Source organism: Streptomyces sp. yr375 (genome assembly GCF_900110755.1).
GTDB lineage: Bacteria > Actinomycetota > Actinomycetes > Streptomycetales > Streptomycetaceae > Streptomyces.
Map to the genome: position 1 here is coordinate 19,776 of NZ_FOFF01000056.1, position 17,245 is coordinate 37,020.

Consider the following 17,245-nt stretch of genomic DNA (forward strand, 5'->3'; position numbering starts at 1 on the left):
CGGTGGTTGTCCGGCCGGCCCTGCCATGAGTTTCGTTCGGTCCGATGGTCCGGCTCATCAGGAACGTCCCTGAGCGGACCCTGACCGCACCCCGACACCTGACTGCGGGTCAGGTCCGTTCCTGGGTCAGGGTGCGACCGACAGGACGCTGCCCGTCGGTACGGCTTTGTAGAACCAGACGGCGTTGGTCATGTCCAGGCCGATCCAGGCGCTGCCGACGTCGTACCTGCCGATGTCCTTCACGTTGTCGGAGCGGACGATGCCGACGTAGACCGGCGCGTTCCTGGCGTCGCGCAGTTCGACCGCGAACGAGGCCTCCGCGGTGTAGAGGGATCCGTCGGTCGGGTCGGTGAGGGTCAGCGTCTTGACGTCGTCCTTCTTGTACACGGTCATCGGGCCCACGATCGTGGGGCTGTTGGCGAAGTCCGAGGCCATCGGCATGACCCGGTCCCCGACGGTCAGGGTGCGCCGTCGGAGGTCGACCGTGCCCCTAAGGGGCGCGGGCACGGCCACTCCGGGGGACGGCGCCCCACTGAGGGTGGGGAGTGATGAGGCGTTGGGGGGTGTGGCTGCCGGAAGCTGACGCTGGCTCCCGTCCGGCGGGGAGGCCGGGGAGGCCGGGGCGTTCGGGGAGGTCGCGGAGCCCAGGGTCAGGGTGAAGGTCAGCAGGGTCAGGGCCGCCGTGCCCGTGGCCAGTCTGGCGGCCGTGCGGCGGCGTCCCCGGCGCACGGCACGTCCGCGGATCTCGGCGCCGGTGAGGCGGGGAGGAGTCTCGTGGGCTGCGGCGAACTCGTCGAGTGCGGTAAAGAGTTCGGCCGACATGTCGTCGTCGACCCGTCGCTCATCAGCGAGTTCATCGGCCAGTTCGCCGGTTCGTTCATCCGACACGGCCGCCCTCCTCCCGAACCGGCCTGCCCACCACGTCGCCGGGGTCTACGCCGTCCACGCCGTCCACGCCGTCCACGCCGTCCACGGCCAACTGCTTTGCCAGCGCCGCCCGTCCACGGGAGAGTCTGGCCTTGACCGTTCCCACAGGGGCGCCCGTCTCGGAGGCTACCTGCTCGACGCTCAGGTCACACAGGTGGTGCAGGACGATCGCCATCCGCTGGGCCTTGGGCAGTTGGCGCAGCGCGGCGACGAGTGCCGTGCGCTCGGGGCCGGGTCCCGGCGTGAACTCGGGCGGCGGAGTGCGGCGTACCAGTTCAAGCCAGCGCCGCGCCCGGCGCCAGCGGCTGACCGCCAGTCGCATGGCCACGGTGCGTATCCACGCCTCGGGGGCCTCGTCCGCGAGGAAGTTCTTACGTCGGTCCCAGGCTCGTACGAACGCCTCCTGGACGACGTCCTGCGCCTCGCCGTGGTCCCCGGTGAACGCGGAGAGCTGGCCGGTCAGGCGGGGAAACGCGGCCGTGTAGAAAGCGTCGAACTCGTCCTCGGTCATGCCCCCACCGGAGTCTTGGAATTCCCGTGCAACCTGGCCGCCCCCGCCGTGCGTACAGGTCCCGTAGGTCACGCGCGTCGCGCACATCGAAACACAACCCACGGGAAAGACGATGAACACGAGCCTCAGGATCCACCGCCCGCGCCCCCGCGCCGACTTCGCCGACTTCGCCGCATACGCGCAGGCGGGCTGGCCCCGGCTGGTCACCACCGCGCACCTGCTGTCCGGCGACCCGCGCGAGGCGACGGACCTGGTGCGCGACACGCTGGTGGGGGTGTACGCGCGATGGCGTCGAATACCACGTGACGACGTGGACTTCTATGTACGGCGGTCCCTCGTCAAGGACCATCTGCGCCGCGCGCGCCGTCAACGGGCTCTGCCCCACGGGGCGTTGGACGCCCTGTCCGCTCGGCAGCGGGCGGTGCTCGTGATGCTGCACTGGGAGGGCCTGGGCGAGCGGGAGATCGCCCAGGTGCTCGGCTGCTCGGCCGGTGCGGTCAGGAGCCATGCCCAGCGGGGACTTGCGGTCTGCGGGGGCGATGCGGGGCGGCTGCGCGCGCTCTTCGCTGAGGCCGCTGAGGCCGCTGAGGCCGCTGAAGCGCCCGCCGTTCCGTCCGCCGTTCCGTCCGCCGCGCCCCTCGGTGTCATCGAGCGGCGCGGGCGGGCCCTGCGTCGGCGGCGGGTCGGGGCGGTCGTGGCCGTCTGTGCGCTGGTGTTCGCGCCGTCGGCCGTTTTCGCCGTCGGACGGTTCGGGGGTGGCGGCGGCGAAGACGGATCGGGTGCCGGGGTGGTCGGCGGGACGGCGTCGAGTCCGGTGCGGATCGTCGCGCCCGGCGAGCGGGTGGACGCCGTGCCGGGGGTGCAGGTCTGGCTGACCGCCGACGGCAAACACTGGTCGACGCCGGGGCGGCCGAACCAGTTCCGCAGCCGGGACGCGGACCGTGCCGTGGCGGCCCGCGAGGGCTCCGCCGGGCGCGAGAAGCCGGGTGTCTCGGTGCAACTGGAGCCCGTGAACGGCGCGTTCTTCCTGTCGGGCCTGTACCGCGGACTGGCCGCCGACCCGGCTCGGGTCGAGGTCGTCGTCGGCGACAGCAAGGTCACCGGCACGGTCCTCACGCTGGCCGGCGGCCCTGGCTGGGGCGTCTGGTACGCGCCCGCGCCGCTGCCGGTGGCGGAGTTGAAGGCGAGCCTCGCCGAGGACGGGCCGACCGTCACGGTGCGCGACGCGGCCGGGAAAGTCGTCGCGCGGTCCGACGACGCCTCGGGGACTGCTGTCGGCACCGGCACCGATGTCGGCGGGTGATGCGAGCCCACGCCCAGGCATCGCCCCCCGCTCGTGGCACCGCTCGCTCCCGCCCCTCCCGAAAGGCCTTCCGTGCCCGAACCGTCCGAAATGCCTGATTCGCCGCCCGCCGACGAAGCGACGCCCCGCACGAAACGTCCGGCCGGCTCGCACCGGATGCGTCTGCGCGTACGCGTGCCGCTCCGGCTGCGCCTTCGCCGTACCCGGGGCCGCCTGGTGCGACGACTGATCATCGCCTTCCTCCTGCTGATCGCGGCGCTGTGCACGGCGGCGGTTGTCGCGTACCGGATGACGGACATCCCCGACCCGCACCCGGAGACCGTCACACAGAGCACCGTCTTCATCGACGACAAGGGCTCCTACCTGGGCAGACGCGGTCCCGTCGATCGTCAGGAGGTGCCGCTGTCGCAGGTCCCGCGGTATGTCCAGGACGCGGTGATCGCGGCCGAGAACCGTTCGTTCCGCACGGACAACGGGGTCTCGCCGCGTGCCGTCGCCCGCGCGGTGCTGGCCTCGCTGACCGGCGGCGAACGGCAGGGCGGCTCCACCATCACGCAGCAGTACGTGAAGAACGCGCTGCTGAGCCCGGAGCAGTCGCTGTCGCGCAAGGCGCGCGAGGCGCTGATCGCGATCAAGCTCGATCGCACCCGGTCCAAGGACGAGATCCTGGCGGGCTATCTCAACACCGTTTATTTCGGCCGGGGTTCGGCCGGTATCCAGGCGGCCTCGCGCAACTACTTCGGCGTGGACACCCGGAAGCTGACCGTCTCGCAGGGCGCGGCGCTGGCCTCGATCGTCAACATCCCCTCGTACTACGAGAAGGCGGGCTCCGACCCGAAGGTGACCGCGACGCTCAAGGAGCGCTGGGAGTGGGTGCTCGACGCGATGGCGGCGAGCGGGGACATCACGGCGAAGCAGCGCGCGGAGGCCGCGTTCCCGGCGTTCCGTTTCTATCCGCCGGGCACGACCGAGGGGCAGCGGCAGTACATGATCGACGTGGCCGCGAAGGAGGCCGCCGACCGACTCGGCATCACCGAGGACCAGTTGGCGCGCGGCGGCTACACCGTGCACACCACCTTCGACCTGGCGCTCCAGGACGCCGCCACCGAGAAGGTGAAGGACCTCAAGGGCCGCAAGGGCACCACGCTGCACACCGCCGTCGTGGCGATCGAGCCCGGCGACGGGGCCGTACGACTGCTGTACGGCGGTGCGGACTACGCGCGGCAGCCGTTCAACGACGCGGTGGACGGCGCCGTAGAGGCGGGGACCGCGTGGGATCCGTTCGCCAAGATCCGGCTCGACGCCCCGCTGGCCGCGCTGCGGAAGACGGCCGCGCCGACCCCGCTGAAGCTCGCCTCGGCGTACGCGACCGTCGCCGCGCACGGCGTGTACGCGACCCCGTACACGGTCGCGAAGATCACCCGGGGCGGGAGTACGGTCCACACCGCGCACCCCGACACGCGGCGCGCGCTGGATGACATGGACGCTTACGTCGTGAACGCCCAGATGGCGGACGGGGTGTTGGCCTCCGACGCCCGCGAGGTCCCTGCGACCCCCGAGACCCCCGAGACACTTACGACGTCTGTTCCGCAGACCCTCTTCACCGGCGGGGCGGGCGGTGGCGTCACCCGTCGCACCGTGTGGTCCACCAGCCTGGATTCCCGACTCGCCCTGACGGTCGTCCTGTTCGCCGACCGGCCCGGCGCGAAGAAGAACACGACCGTACCCGCCCAACTGCCCGGCAAACCGGCACCGACCGAGTCCGCCGAGGACACCGCCGCGCAGATCTGGCAACTGGCCACCACGGGGGCGGGTTCGACTCCGCGCGCTGTTCGGTGACATTTGCCTCTGTCGGCGCGGAGCGCACCTGTGCAATCGTCGTCCGCCCACCGGTGTACGGAACCGGTGTCCGCAGCCGGATCCACGACAGGGAAGCAACGGGAAACCATGCACGGCAAGCAGAGCAAATCAGTCCCCTCCCACCGCCGTACGGCGCCCACCCGGCGTCGCTTCATCGGCCTGGTCGCAGCCGGGGCGGCCGCCGTCGGCGGGGCCGCGGTGGGCCGGGCGGCCCTTGCCGCGGACCCCGTCCCGCCGCGGACGTTCAGCTCGCAGCAGGAGATCGACTACCGCAAGCAGTCGGTCGCGAAGGTCCTGAAGGACGCCGACCCGACGGCCGTCGCCGCCTGGATCACCGGTACGGGGTCCGCCCCCGGTGACCTCAAGACGGAGATGGACACCCAGGTCAACGGCCTGGCCGACGCCGCCGCGGCCGGTGTGGGCGTCGCCCGTGACAAGGTCATCGTCTCGTGGGTGCGCACCGCGGCGACGCAGCGCTCGATATGGGACCGCAAGTACGACTTCCTGCGCACCGGTTCGGGCGGCGCGGGCACCTTCGGCATCATCGTCGACGACGTGCGCGCCAAGTACTCCGCCCAACTGGGCACCGACCCGCAGTGGGACCCGGACAAGGACGCCCACCGCACGGTGTGGGAGTCGCTGACCTCCGACGAGCGCCAGATCGAGATTCTCCGTACGTCGACCGCGCCCGGTGTCTCCCGCCACCACCTTGGCTCCGACGCGGACTTCTTCGACACGACGCCCCAGGACTGGGCGGACGGTGGCCCCGAGTCCGCCAACTACGCGTGGCTGCGCGCGAACGCGGCCGGTTTCGGCTTCCTCCAGACGTACACGGCGGAGTCGGCCACGGGCACGCCCGCGATCAGCCAGGAGCGCTGGCACTGGTCGTACGCACCGGTCTCGGAAGCGGTCCTGGACTACATCCGCGCGAACGAGGACGTCATCGAGGCCTCGCTGGACGGGCAGTGGAGCTACGACCCGACGCGGTTCACGTACATCAAGGCGCACTGGCGCGACTACATGTACAACGTGAACGAGAAGGCGTACTTCGGCTGAGCCGACAGCCCCCAATACGACAAACCCCCAGGTCATCGGCCTGGGGGTGCTTCATAGGGGGGACTGACTACACGGCCGTCGTGGCCGTCGTGGCCGTCGTGGCCGTCGTTTCCGTGTGAGGAGCGACGTCGCCGTTCCCGGCCTGATTCTCGGTCTGGTTCTCGGTCTCGACGGCGTTTTCGCGCTGCTTTTTCAGCGCGAGTTCCCTCGCCGTCCTTTCCGAATGCAGCCTCATCTCTGCCTCTGTCCTGAGATCGAACATCGTTACCTCCTCAGATCCTTTACGGACGGCCTGGTTTGCCTTCGGCCAGGCCACAGGACTTCCCTTTACCTGAACATTACCCTACGGTCGCGGGTTGAGTCACGATCAAATTACTGCCGTACAGGGCTAATTGGCAGGCGGCCGGGTCGCATAGCGGTCGCGCATGGCCGGGCTTGCGGCCGGACCCGCCGTGAAGACGTAGGCGTCGCTGTCGTCGAGACGGCGGCCGGTCCTGGCGTCGACGACCGCGGGCTCGACCTCCTCCCCGCTGTGCGCGTCGACGAGGATCATGCTGCGTTCCTCCGGCGCGAGGCGGGAGTTGCCCCAGGCGGCGAGGGTCACGACGACCGGGCGCAGGGAACGGCCCAGGTCGGTCAGTACGTACTCGTGGCGGACCGGGTTCGTCTGGTACGGCCGGCGCTCCAACAGGCCGTCTGACACAAGGGACTTGAGGCGGGTGGTGAGCATGCTGGAGGAGATGCCCAGGCTCTCCTGGAACTGGTCGAAGCGGGTGTAGCCGTCGAAGGCGTCGTGCAGGATCAGCAGCGTCCACCACTCACCGACATGCTGCACCGTGGTGGACAGCGGGCACTCCCGGTCCTCCAGCCTGACGCGACTCGCCACCGTGACCATCTCCCCAGTTACTGCTAAAGTCGAAGTTATTAGCTTCTATTTTAGCAGCAACAGCGGTACGGAAGGGCGGACGGACACCTTGACCATCACCACCGCATCCCTCGAAGGCCGGCGCGCCCTGGTCACCGGCGGCACGAAGGGCACGGGCGCGGCCATCGCGGAGCGCCTGCGCCGGGCTGGTGCGGACGTACTCGTGACCGCCCGCAACCACCCCGACAGCGGCGTTGACGACGACAAGACGTTCATCGCCGCCGATCTGTCCACCGTCGAGGGCGCTGAGCGGGTGGTCGCCGAGGTGGACGCCCGGATGGGCGGCGTGGACATCCTGGTCAGCAACGTCGGCGGGTCCGAGTCGCCCGCCGGAGGGTTCGCGGCGCTCGGCGAGGAGGACTGGGCCAGGGAGCTGAACACGAACCTGCTGGGCGCGGTCCGTCTCGACCGCGGTCTCCTGCCCGGCATGGTCGCGGCCGGCAAGGGCGCGATCGTGCACGTCTCCTCGATCCAGGCCCGTATGCCGTTGTGGAACGGCACCCTGGCCTACGCCGCCGCCAAGGCCGCGCTGACGACGTACAGCAAGGGCCTGGCCAACGAGGTCGCCCCGCACGGCGTCCGCGTCAACACCGTCTCGCCGGGCTTCGTACGGACCGCCGCCGCCGAGCATCTGGTCGCCCGGATCGCCGAGGAGGCCGGAATACCGGAGGACGCGGCGCTGGGCCGGCTCATGGACTCGCTGGGCGGTATCCCCCTCGGCCGCCCCAACCGCCCTGAGGAAGTCGCCGAGTTGGTCGCCTTTCTGGTCTCCGACAGCGCCTCGGCGATCGTCGGCGCGGACCACGTCATCGACGGCGGCACCCTCCCCACCGTCTGAACCGCTCCCACCGAAAGGACCGTCATGCCCCAGTCCCAGTCCAAGTCCCAGCCCCGGACCATCGACCCGAACGACCTGCCCGACGTCATCACCCGCTACCTGGCGGCACACCGGGTCCACGACACCGTCACGGCGGTCGCCTCGTTCGCCACCGACGCCACGGTGGTCGACGACGGCACCACGTACGAGGGCGTCGCGGCGATCGAGGGATGGCTGAGCCGGGTCGCGACCGAGTTCACGTACACCGTCGAACTCACCGCCGCCGAGCGGACCGACGCCACGCACTACGTCGCCGTACACCACTTGGAAGGCGACTTCCCCGGCGGCACAGTCGACCTCCGCTACCGGTTCGCCCTGCACGACGACCTCATCGAACGCCTCGTCATCGAGCCCTAGGGGTTGGCCGGTCGATCGCGTAAGCCAAAGGCGCTTCCCCGTACGGCACTTGGGAGCTCTGCCTCAGCCGATCTGCCCCGTCGGCCGCACCGTGATGTGGTTGATGTCCACGCCCGCGGGCTGGTTGACGGCGAACACGATGGTGTCCGCGATCTGCTCGGCGGTCATCGTGGCGGCTGCCTCGGGGGTGCCGCCGCGGGCGTGCCAGAAGGGGGTGTCCACGATGCCGGGGGCGACAACGGTGACGCCGACTCCGTCCTGGCCGACCAGGAGGCGGGTGTTCTCGGCGAGGGCGTGGGCGGCCCACTTGGTGACGGAGTAGAGGTTGCCGGGGGTGTGGCGGACGCCGGCGACCGAGCCGATGATCACGATGCGGCCCTTGGAGGTCCTCAGGTGGGGCAGGGTCTCCTGGACCAGCAGGGCGGGGCCCAGGACGTTGGTGAGGATCATGGCGCGCATGTCCTCAGGGGCGTGGGTCTCCAGGTTGCCGGGCAGGGAGAAGCCGGCGTTGGCTATGACGTTGTCCAACCGGCCCCAGGTGTCCAGCACTTGACGGACGGCGGCGGCGACGTCATCCGCCTCGCCGGCGTCGCCGGTGATCGTCAGCAGCCGCTCGCCCGCCCCCGCGGTGGTGGCGAAGGCGGCCAGCCTGCCCGCGTCACGTCCGGTGACGGCCACGCGGTGGCCCTGCTTGAGCAGGGCGCGGGCGGTGGCGGCGCCGATTCCGGTCGAGCCACCGGTGATCAGCGTGACGGGGTCCATGGGGCGGCCTCCTCGGCGACGGGGTCATCGGGCCAAAGCGCGTGCACTGTACCCAGCGATCTTCGACGCTCGCTCCCGGATTTCTCCGACGGCTCCGCTCCTGCCGGTGAGCGCCTGGGAGTTGCTCCTCCGGCGGGTCCAGGCAAGGCGGTCGGGCAGGCTCGGATCCGGGCGGAACCGGTCGGCAAGGAGCGGCACAAGAGGCGGCGCAATACGCGCCTGTGTCTGCCTCGGCACCGTCACTGCCGCTGCCGCTGCCCCGGGCTCTAGAGGTAGTCCTCCAAGCGGGCGACCGTGAAGCCCTGGTCCTGTATGTGGCGGAGCATGTTCGCCGTCATCTCGGTCATCGTCGTGCCCTTGAGTTCGGACGGGCCTCGGAAGTGGGCCAGGATGATGTCGCCGGGGTGGAGTTTCCTGTCGCCGCGTTGGTACTGCATGTTCTTGATCTGCATGGACTCGCGCCAGAGGACGATCTTCTCCAGGCCGCAGGACGCGACGGCGGTCCGGGTGTCCTCGTTCCAGTTGCCGTAGGGCGGGCGGAACAGGCGGGGGGCGGTGCCGTACCGGTCCTTCAGTTTTTGTTGCTGGCCGCAGATCTCCTGCTTCTGGGCGGACGCGCTCAGGGTGCGCAGGTTCGGGTGGGTCAGCGTGTGGTTCTGGATGCTGTCGCCGAGGCCCTGGAGCGGCTTGAAGTAGTCGTAGTCGGCACGGATGGCGGCGTCCGTCAGGAACATCGTGAAGGGGATCTTCAGCTCCCGCATCATCGTCACGAACTTCGGGTCCTTCTCGGCCCCGTCGTCGAACGTGAGGAAGACGATCTTCTCCTTGGTCGGTATGTCACTGATCACCGGGACCCCGCCCCCGGCGCCGGCCGTCGCCTGCGCCACCGGCTTGGTCGCGGGCGGGGCGGGCGGTGCCGCCAGCGGCTTGATGCCCCACTTGCGGTAGGCCGCCGCCAGCGCGTCCGCCTGCGCGCCCGCGCGGGCACCCGCCTCGGTCGACGATGCGGAGGCCGAAGCGGAGGTCGAGGCGGACGAGTCCGGGGAGTCCTTGGGGTGTTCCGCCGTGCAGGACGTCGTGAAGCCTGCCGTGAGGAGGAGACAGGCCAGCGCCGCCCTCTTGATCCGCCTGTGCTCCACCGCGCCCCACCCCATGTTCACCGCGTTCGTCCGTACGTCTCAGTCCGTGCGTCCGAGGCCGTACGTCTCAGTCCGTACGTGTTGCTTGATGGCGAACGTATGTCCGAGGTTCCGTGCGGGGTCACACCGGGGGCTTGGCTACGCTTGGCAGGATGTACCCATTACGGGATAAAGTCGGGCAAAATTTCTAAGGAACCGAAACATGGCTCTGATGGGCAGGTCCCTCATCCGTGCCGCGACGGCGGTCTCGGTCGCCGTCTGTCTGGGACTGGTCGGCGCTTGCGGCGGGGGCGGCGGCGGGGCTGGAGGCAGCGGCGGCGGCGACAGTCTCACCGTCGGGCTGTTGCTTCCCGGGGGCGGGGTCTCCCGGTTCGGGCAGTTCGACCGGCCCCTGATCGAGAAGCGCCACCGCCGCGTACCTCGCCGTCTCGTACCGCAACCGCGGGCGGCGCGGCGCCGCCGGGATGCCGCAGCGGCCGGTGGGCGAGATCTGGGCGCGGACGGCGCTGCTGGCGGTGGCGGCGTTCGCCGCCGTGTACGTGCTGGGCCGGTTCGAGGGGCTGCCGCTGGCGCTGCTGCTGTTCCTGGTCGCCATCGTCGTCTCGGACCTGTTCCTGCGCCGCACGCGCCCTGCGGCCGGCAGATCCTCGCCCTGGGCGGCGGCGAGGAGGCGGCCCGGCGGGCGAACGTCGACGTGACGCGCGTACGGATCTCCGTGTTCATGGTGTCGGGGACGCTGGCGGCGGTCGGCGGCCTGTTCGTGGCCTCGCGGCTCACCTCGGCGAGCCAGGTCCCCGGCTCCGGGATACTGCTGATCAACGCCATCGCCGCCGCCGTCATCGGCGGCACCAGCCTGTTCGGCGGCCGGGGCTCGACCTGGTCCGCGCTGCTGGGCGTCCTCATCATCCAGTCGATCGCCTCGGGCATGGCCCTGCTCGGCGTCGACCCCCCGGTCCAGATCATGATCACCGGCGGGGTGCTGTACACGGCGGTGGTCTTCGACTCCCTGGCCCGGCGCGCGGCGGAGACACGCGGACGGGAGTGAGGACGGGAGTGAGGGTGCCCGTCGGGCAGGGGGTGCCGCCCGGGGCACCCCCTGCCGGCCCGCCCCGCTACTCGGCCGCGGGCCGTGCCGTGACCGTCGTATGGAAGGCGTCCGGCTGGGTGGTCGGCTGTCCGTTGACCGTGAGGTGGGTGGTGAGGGTGATGCGGCCGGGGACCTGGTTGGTCTGGGCGATGAAGGCCAGGATGTGGGAGGCGCCGGGGGGCAGGGGCGCGGTGGGCTTCCAGGTGAGTTCGGTGGCGGCCGGTCTGGCGGTGATCTCGGCGCCGATCGCCTGGCCGGGTGGGACGGTGACCTGGGTGTTCTCGCCGCGGACGGTCACGGTGAAGGCGACCGAGGCGTCCGAGGGGCCGTCGTTGACGAGGGACCAGAGGTAGGACACCTGGTCGCCGGCCGTGCAGGTGGTGGGGGCGCCGGTCGGGGTGGGCGTGACCTGGGCGACGCGTCCGACGGTGACGGAGCCGGTCGCGGTCCGGGTGGCGTCCGGGTTCTGGCCGCTCACGGTGGCGGTCGCCGACCGCGCGCCGACGGCCGCGTCGGCGGCGACCGCGACCTTCGCCGTCACCTGGGTGGCGTGGCCCGCGCCGAGCACCCGGGCCACGTCGATCACCCACCGCTTCGGGTGGTCGTCGATGATCTGGAACCCGGCCGGGACCGTCCCCGCGGTGGCGCTGAGCAGGGTGCAGCCGTCGAGGGCCGGCACGGACAGCGTCAGGGCCGAACAGCTCGACGGGCCCGCGGAGTTGTCGACGTCCCAGACGAGCTGGGCGTCCGTCCCGGCGACGACCGGGTCCGGGAGGGACGGCTGCGGCAGGACGCCGAGCACCGCCTTCCGCGTGATCTCCACCGTCACCGGCGCGGTCCGCACCCGCTCGGGCTCTCCCTCCCACACCGGCGCGGCCGTGAAGGTGACCGGGCCCGCGCCGAGGTCGTCGTCGGCCCGCCAGGAGACCTGGACGGTGACCGGCTTGGCGGACGCGGGGTCGACGGGGACCAGGTGCCGGCCGTCGTCGCGCACGTGGACCTCGTGGCCGTCCACCGCGAGGGCGGTGACGACGACCTTATTGGGCACGTCGACGACGAGGAACGTGCCCTGCAACGGGCCCGGGGCCACCCGGGACACCGTCCAGGTCAGGGTGGCGGGCGCGCCCGCGTCCACGGTCGCCGGGTTGCCCGCGGCGGCGGTCACGGCGAGGCTCGCCCCGGAGACCGCCATACGGTGGCAGGCGACTCCGGCCAGGGTCCGGCCCTGGTACGACACCTCGGCCTGGACCCCGACCGCGCCGGGCCGGGGCGCGTCGAGCGTGCCGGTGACCGTGACGGCCTCCGGGTAGACGGTGCCGGCCGGCACCCGGGAGAAGGTCACGGTGTTCCCGTCGGCGGTGCCCGACGGTGACGTCACCTTGGGCCCGGTCAGCTCCTTGGGCACGTCGACGACGATCTTGACGTCACTGGCGTCCCCGCCCTCGTTCGACAGGCTCCAGGAGAACTCCGCCTGCTTTCCGATGACGACCGGAACGCCGTAGAGCACGGGCCGCGCGATCAGCGCCGGGCGCTCGGTGATCTCGGCGCGGGGCTTCTCCCCGACGGGGGCGTCGTTGGCGTTGGCGGCCCTGACGGTGGCGGCGGTGGGGCCCAGTCGCCGACCGCCCTGGTCGGGGCGGATCTGGTAGGTGACGATCGCGACGGCGGTCGACTTCCCCTTCAACGTGCCCAGTTTCCACAGCAGTTCGCCGTTCGCCTCGGTGGTCTGCGGCGCGGAGCTGTGCAGCAGGACCTGCTCCGAGGGCGGTGCCGTCATCGACAGCCGGACGTCGGTGGCGTCGACGTCGGTCGTGTTGCGGACCGTCCACACATAGGTGCCGTACGCGTTGGCGGCCACCTTGCCGACGATCTTCCCGGTCAGTTCCAGCGTCGTCCGCAGGGTGGCGGTCACGCTGTCCCGTACGGCCTTCCCGGCGTCGTCGGCGGTGATCTCGACGGTGGTGGTGAGGTCGCCGATGAGGTCCTTGGGCGTCCTGCCCCGCACGGCCAGCTTGAGCGTGGCGCCCTTCGCGAGGTCGGGGACGTCGGCGGCCATCCGGGACGGGATCTCCCTGGTGTACGCCAGCGGCTTGGCGTCCGCGGTGAGGGTGACGTGCTCCAGGCCCTTCGGCAGGGTCACCCGCAGCTTCGTCTTCCGCGCGGGGGAGGGGCCGTCGTTGGTCAGCGCCCACTCGAACGCGACGTCCTTGCCGGGCTGGAGCCGCTCGGGGGTGGCCTTGCCCCGGGGCAGCCGCAGGGCCGTCTTGCGGCGGGGCTTGACGGTGAGCTTGTGCGGGACGGCGACGGCGTTGCCGGCGACCGCGGTGCCAGTGACGGTCAGGGAAGCGGGTGGATCGTCGGACACCTGGACGGTGATCTCGACCTTCGCCTCCTTGTCCGGGCCCAGCGAACCGGGCCGGAACAGGACGCTCCGCTTACCGAGCACCTTGGCCGAGCCCTTGGCCGACGCCTTGGCCGAGGTCTTCGCTGACCCCTTGGCCCCCTTGGCCGGCTTCGCCTTGGTGATCGTCAGCCCGCTCGGGACGATCACGGTGACGGCCGGTGACTTGGCCTTGTTCTTCCCGCCCGTGTTCTTGAGGGTCCAGGTCATGACGACCCCGGAACCGGCCGCCGGCTTGTCGACGTCGGCGCTCGCGTCGAGCCGGAGGGTGGTGAACTTGTTCTTCGGCTTCTTCCGCTTGGGCTTGCGGTTGTTCTTCTTCGACTGCGACGAGTTGCCGCCGCCGGGCAGGCTGAACAGTTTGAACAGCGCGAACAACCCGCCGAGCAGGGCTTTGCCGATGTCCTCCCAGAGGTCGGAGTCGTCGTCGGACTCCCACTTGTCGCCGTCGTCCCTGACCTGCGCGGCGACGCTCAACGGCGGGGTCGGGTCGGCGATGTTGCCCGCCGTGACCTCGGCGGTCGCGGTGAGCTCGCCCTTGGCGTCGGCGGCCGTCCGGGTCATCAACGGGACGGTCCAGCCGTCCTCCTGCGGCTCCAGGTCGACCGTCTTGAACCGGTACCTGCCACCGCCGAGATCGACGATCGCGCCCTTGTCCACCGCGCTCTTGTGCTTGGGGTGCAGGGTCGTGCCGGTCGGCAACTGCACGGTCAGTTGGATGCCGGTGGCCTTGGCCGGGCCGTCGTTGTCCACCCGCCACTGGAAGGCCAGGTCGCTGCCGGGGCGGACGGCGGCCGGATAGACGTAACCCTCCTGGAGCGTGACGTCCGCGTCGGTCGCCGGGGCGAGCGCCAGCAGGGTCGGCGAGGCACCGCCGACGCACGGCCCCTGCACCGGCGTCCCGAAGCCGACGTTCTTCAGGACGTAGGACTTGCCGGTGACGAGCGAGTCGCCCGGGAACACCGCGTTCACGTCACTGGGCGCGCCGCCCGGCCGGTCCCCGGCGAGGAAACGCACGGCTTCCGGCTGTACGGCGTCCTGCCGCACGGCGTCCGCCTTGCCGAGGAAGGCGTAGTGCCCGGCGGCGATCGCCGCGACCTTGGGCTCGCTGATGAGAAGCGGCCCGCCCTGCGTGGACACGCCGACGCCCCACGCGTACGCGTGACCGCCCTCCGTCAGGGCCATGCCGAGCCGTCGGTACGCCGAGACGGCGCGCACCTTGGCGTCGAGGACCTCCTGCGGCGGCTTCAGGAGCTGGTCGCCGGGGTCCTTGCGCCAGCTCACGAGACGGTTCTTCGAGGTCCGGATCAGCGCGTGCTCCTGCCCGGTGGCGACCTCCACGGCGGGTTCGTCGACGGTCGCGCCGTACAGGAGGCGCGCCCTTCCCCCCCCCCGTCCCAGTCGCCCCACCAGAAGACGGCGCCCGAGACGACGGCCACCAGATGGTCCGGACCGGCGGCGATCGCCGGCGCGGTGCCGTCCCTGACCTCCTGCGGCATGCACCGCTCGAGCATCTCGGGCAGCCCCGCCCGCCCCCACACGATCACCTTGCCGGTGCTGCTGAGCGCGGCGGCGAAGTCCGGTCCCCCGGCCGCGACGGCCACGATCTTCCCCTGCTCCCGCACGGGAAACCGCTGGACGACCTGCTTCGTGTCCCACTCGACGACCCGGCCGTGCCGCACCGCGATGTTCCAGTTCTCGTCCGCACAGGCAAGACCGGTGACCCCGCCCCGGGTGATCTCCGGAGGAACCCAGGTATGGGTACCCCGCATCACCACCCGCCCGGGACGCAACGGCACGGACACGGGGAGAGGGACGACTTCGTCGACGCCGGCCCCTTTGGACTTTTTGAACCCCTTGGACACCCTGGAAACCTTGGACACAGCCAACCCTCACGTCCGCCGTTGGATGATCTCGGAACTGTTCAGGATGGCCCGGTGCGGGGGCAGGGCGACGGGGGACACGGAGGGCGCCACACCGATGGACCACCGGCGGACTATCGGCCGACTACCGGCTGACGAGCTCGTCGGCGACCCATCGTGCGACGTCGGCGGGGTACGGCGCCGGCAGGCCGAGGACGACGTGCCGGAACCCGGCGCCGGTCGCCTCGGCGATCGCGGCGCGGGCGCTGCCGGGCCGGTCGTAGGAGACGGGGAGGTGGATGGAGCGGGTGACGGCGGCCGGGTCGCGGCCGATCTCGGCGCAGTAGCGGTCCAGCAGGGCGCTGCGGCGGACGACGTCGTCGAGGTCGCCGCCCGGGATGTTCCACAGGTCGGCGTGTTCGGCGGCCACGCGGAGCGTCGCGGCCGAGCGTCCGCCGACGACGACCGGCGGGTGGGGGCGCTGGACGGGCTTGGGGTTGCCGAACGCGCCGGTGAGGTGGTGGTGGATGCCGTGGAAGTCGAAGGGCTGGTCGGCGGTCCACAGACGGCGGATCACCGTGAGAGCCTCGGCGAGGCTCTCGACGGCGTGGGTGGTGTCGTGGAAGGGCAGCCCGTGCGCCGCCTGCCATGGGGGTGATCTTGAAGCGGTGAGGGCCCGGCCCGTCACCCGGAATTATCCAACAGCATCGTCACCCGTCGCCGGCCCCCGCCCGGCCTGATGTGTCCGCCGGCCGGTACCGGTCGAGCACGGCCGCCGCCGTCTCCGCGATCTCGCGGCGCAGCTCCTCGGGAGCCGGCACCTCGATGTCCGGCCCCAATGACAGCAGCATCGGCACCGCCGACTCGACCGACTCCAGCCGTACCGTCCGCACCGGGCAGCCCGGCCAGGCACAGGGACTCGGCCTCGTCGGCGTTCAGTCCGGTGAGCCGGGTCCGGTAGCCGCCGAGCAGCTCGTAACCGCCGCGGTGCCCGGCGTCCCCGTACACGGGAATGCCCGCGCCGCTCAGTGAGTCGATGTCCCGGTAGACAGTCCGGACCGAGACACCCAGCTCCTCAGCGAGCTCACCGGCCGTCAGCCTGCCCCCGGTTCTGCAACAGGAGGACGAGGGAGAGGAGCCGGGCCGCGCGCATGAACCGATCATTCCAGGTCCGGGCCGGAGTCGGGTTCGGGCTTCGGCCCCTATCGACGTCCCTGAGCTGGAGGATTGCGATCACCCCATCACGAGCACGACGCGTCCCCTGCCGAACACCATGACCGCAACCAATCCGGGCGCGCACCCGACGGCTCTTCCCGGGCCGACGGGCCGGACACCCCATGACCTCGGACAGCCTCGAAATTCGCCTCCGCGGCCTGGGCTTCCCTGCCCAGCGAGGACGCAGCTCGGCGGTCCGCCACCTCGTACTCCGAGCCCCAACGACACCACCGCCCGACTCGCCGACGAGGCCGGAGGAACCTGGAGACGGCATGCCCCCGGAGATCATGCACGGTGACCCGCGGTCAGCGGCGGATGGGGGAAGCCGGTCACGTACGACCTTCGTCGCCCCGCAGGTACGCCCCCGCACGCGCGGCGGCCGCTGCGGCCCCGGCGGCCTGGTCTGCGGCGGCTTCGTCGAGGCGGTCGGTGCTGGTCAGCAGGCGGTAGTAGAGGGGGGCGGAGACGGCACGGATCACCTCGTGGACATCGGTGCCCTCGGGCACCTCGCCCCGGTCGACGGCCTGCTGGACGCAGGGTGCCCACTCGTTGACGCGGATGTCGTAGAAGCGGTGCAGGGCCTCGGCTGTCTTCGCCTCGCAGGTGGCGGCGGCGATCACCGCCTTGAACAGCGCTCCTTGCCTCGGGTCGGCCAAGGTGCGCTGTACGAGCCGGGCGTTGGCGGTGAGATCACCGAGCAGCGAGCCGGTCTCGGTACGCGGCAGTGACTGCTCGGCCATGTCCACCAGCAGATCGGCCACCAGGCCGGTCACCGTGCCCCAGCGACGGTAGACGGTGGTCTTGCCCACCTCGGCCCGGCGCGCGATGTCGGCGAGGTCCAGATGGGCGAAGCCGTGCTCCGCCAAGGCGTCCCCGGCCGCCTGCAGCACCGCCGACCGCACCCGCGCCGTGCGCCCTCCAGGACGGACGGTCCCCGGATCCGCACCCTCAAACCCCATAACG

At 71.2% G+C, this 17,245-nt stretch carries 16 protein-coding genes and 2 pseudogenes; 6 read left to right on the forward strand and 12 right to left on the reverse strand.

Annotation, left to right across the window (positions count from 1 at the left end; translation table 11 throughout):
• Positions 1-126: 126 nt before the first annotated feature.
• Both BMZ82_RS34460 and BMZ82_RS34465 read right to left on the reverse strand, forming a co-directional pair.
• Positions 127-888: a hypothetical protein gene (locus BMZ82_RS34460; protein WP_256252267.1), complete on the reverse strand. Its 762-nt coding sequence runs from the start codon at positions 886-888 to the stop codon at positions 127-129.
• Positions 878-1,438 carry a SigE family RNA polymerase sigma factor gene (locus BMZ82_RS34465; protein WP_256252268.1) on the reverse strand — a complete coding sequence of 187 codons (561 nt, stop codon included), beginning with the start codon at positions 1,436-1,438 and terminating at the stop codon, positions 878-880. The genes BMZ82_RS34460 and BMZ82_RS34465 overlap by 11 nt, the downstream gene beginning before the upstream one ends.
• A 112-nt stretch (positions 1,439-1,550) precedes the next feature.
• On the opposite strand from BMZ82_RS34465, the gene BMZ82_RS34470 reads away from it, so the two are divergent.
• From BMZ82_RS34470 to BMZ82_RS34480, 3 genes are all read left to right on the forward strand, one after another.
• A complete protein-coding gene (locus BMZ82_RS34470; RefSeq protein WP_177244803.1) occupies positions 1,551-2,741 on the forward strand; it encodes a sigma factor-like helix-turn-helix DNA-binding protein in 1,191 nt (396 codons plus the stop codon).
• 90 nt (positions 2,742-2,831) lie between these two features.
• Positions 2,832-4,580: a transglycosylase domain-containing protein gene (locus BMZ82_RS34475; RefSeq protein ID WP_093781342.1), complete on the forward strand. Its 1,749-nt coding sequence runs from the start codon at positions 2,832-2,834 to the stop codon at positions 4,578-4,580.
• Positions 4,581-4,688: 108 nt separating this feature from the next.
• On the forward strand, positions 4,689-5,657 hold the full coding sequence (locus tag BMZ82_RS34480) for a D-alanyl-D-alanine carboxypeptidase family protein (RefSeq protein WP_093781343.1): 969 nt from the start codon (positions 4,689-4,691) through the stop codon (positions 5,655-5,657).
• Positions 5,658-5,724: 67 nt separating this feature from the next.
• On the opposite strand, the gene BMZ82_RS34485 is transcribed toward BMZ82_RS34480, so the two are convergent.
• Complete coding sequence (locus tag BMZ82_RS34485) at positions 5,725-5,919, reverse strand: hypothetical protein (protein WP_093781344.1); 195 nt, start codon at positions 5,917-5,919, stop codon at positions 5,725-5,727.
• A 126-nt stretch (positions 5,920-6,045) separates the two neighbouring features.
• A complete protein-coding gene (locus BMZ82_RS34490) occupies positions 6,046-6,552 on the reverse strand; it encodes a winged helix-turn-helix transcriptional regulator (RefSeq protein WP_177244804.1) in 507 nt (168 codons plus the stop codon).
• A gap of 85 nt (positions 6,553-6,637) precedes the next feature.
• Between BMZ82_RS34490 and BMZ82_RS34495 the strand changes: the two genes are divergently transcribed.
• Together BMZ82_RS34495 and BMZ82_RS34500 are read left to right on the forward strand one after the other, a co-directional pair.
• Positions 6,638-7,420 carry an SDR family oxidoreductase gene (locus tag BMZ82_RS34495; protein ID WP_371271345.1) on the forward strand — a complete coding sequence of 261 codons (783 nt, stop codon included), beginning with the start codon at positions 6,638-6,640 and terminating at the stop codon, positions 7,418-7,420.
• Positions 7,421-7,444: 24 nt separating this feature from the next.
• The gene (locus BMZ82_RS34500; protein ID WP_093781346.1) at positions 7,445-7,816 is read left to right on the forward strand and encodes a nuclear transport factor 2-like protein; all 372 of its coding nucleotides are present in this window, start codon (positions 7,445-7,447) and stop codon (positions 7,814-7,816) included.
• Positions 7,817-7,879: 63 nt separating this feature from the next.
• Here the strand turns inward: BMZ82_RS34500 and BMZ82_RS34505 are convergent, their stop codons facing one another.
• Both BMZ82_RS34505 and BMZ82_RS34510 read right to left on the reverse strand, forming a co-directional pair.
• Positions 7,880-8,578 carry an SDR family oxidoreductase gene (locus BMZ82_RS34505; RefSeq protein WP_093781347.1) on the reverse strand — a complete coding sequence of 233 codons (699 nt, stop codon included), beginning with the start codon at positions 8,576-8,578 and terminating at the stop codon, positions 7,880-7,882.
• A 266-nt stretch (positions 8,579-8,844) separates the two neighbouring features.
• Positions 8,845-9,717 carry a polysaccharide deacetylase family protein gene (locus BMZ82_RS34510; protein WP_256252269.1) on the reverse strand — a complete coding sequence of 291 codons (873 nt, stop codon included), beginning with the start codon at positions 9,715-9,717 and terminating at the stop codon, positions 8,845-8,847.
• Between the two features lie 410 nt (positions 9,718-10,127).
• Here BMZ82_RS34510 and BMZ82_RS34515 point away from each other — a divergent pair.
• Positions 10,128-10,762 (forward strand): annotated as a pseudogene (locus tag BMZ82_RS34515) (sugar ABC transporter permease); the annotation flags it as partial.
• Positions 10,763-10,829: 67 nt separating this feature from the next.
• Here the strand turns inward: BMZ82_RS34515 and BMZ82_RS34520 are convergent.
• The 6 genes and pseudogenes from BMZ82_RS34520 to BMZ82_RS34545 all read right to left on the reverse strand — a co-directional run bounded on the left by BMZ82_RS34520 (position 10,830) and on the right by BMZ82_RS34545 (position 17,241).
• Positions 10,830-14,546 (reverse strand): DUF11 domain-containing protein, encoded by a 3,717-nt coding sequence (locus BMZ82_RS34520; RefSeq protein WP_093781349.1) that lies wholly within the window; start codon positions 14,544-14,546, stop codon positions 10,830-10,832.
• Positions 14,513-14,977 carry an RCC1 domain-containing protein gene (locus BMZ82_RS34525; protein WP_143098964.1) on the reverse strand — a complete coding sequence of 155 codons (465 nt, stop codon included), beginning with the start codon at positions 14,975-14,977 and terminating at the stop codon, positions 14,513-14,515. Before BMZ82_RS34525 ends, BMZ82_RS34520 begins: the two co-directional genes overlap by 34 nt.
• Positions 14,978-15,212: 235 nt before the next feature.
• Complete coding sequence (locus tag BMZ82_RS34530; protein WP_371271344.1) at positions 15,213-15,755, reverse strand: LLM class flavin-dependent oxidoreductase; 543 nt, start codon at positions 15,753-15,755, stop codon at positions 15,213-15,215.
• A gap of 22 nt (positions 15,756-15,777) precedes the next feature.
• On the reverse strand, positions 15,778-15,918 hold the full coding sequence (locus BMZ82_RS34535) for a WYL domain-containing protein (protein ID WP_256252271.1): 141 nt from the start codon (positions 15,916-15,918) through the stop codon (positions 15,778-15,780).
• A gap of 37 nt (positions 15,919-15,955) precedes the next feature.
• Positions 15,956-16,220, reverse strand: a pseudogene (locus BMZ82_RS34540) (helix-turn-helix transcriptional regulator); the annotation flags it as partial.
• A gap of 391 nt (positions 16,221-16,611) precedes the next feature.
• On the reverse strand, positions 16,612-17,241 hold the full coding sequence (locus BMZ82_RS34545) for a TetR/AcrR family transcriptional regulator (protein ID WP_093781352.1): 630 nt from the start codon (positions 17,239-17,241) through the stop codon (positions 16,612-16,614).
• Positions 17,242-17,245: the final 4 nt, after the last annotated feature.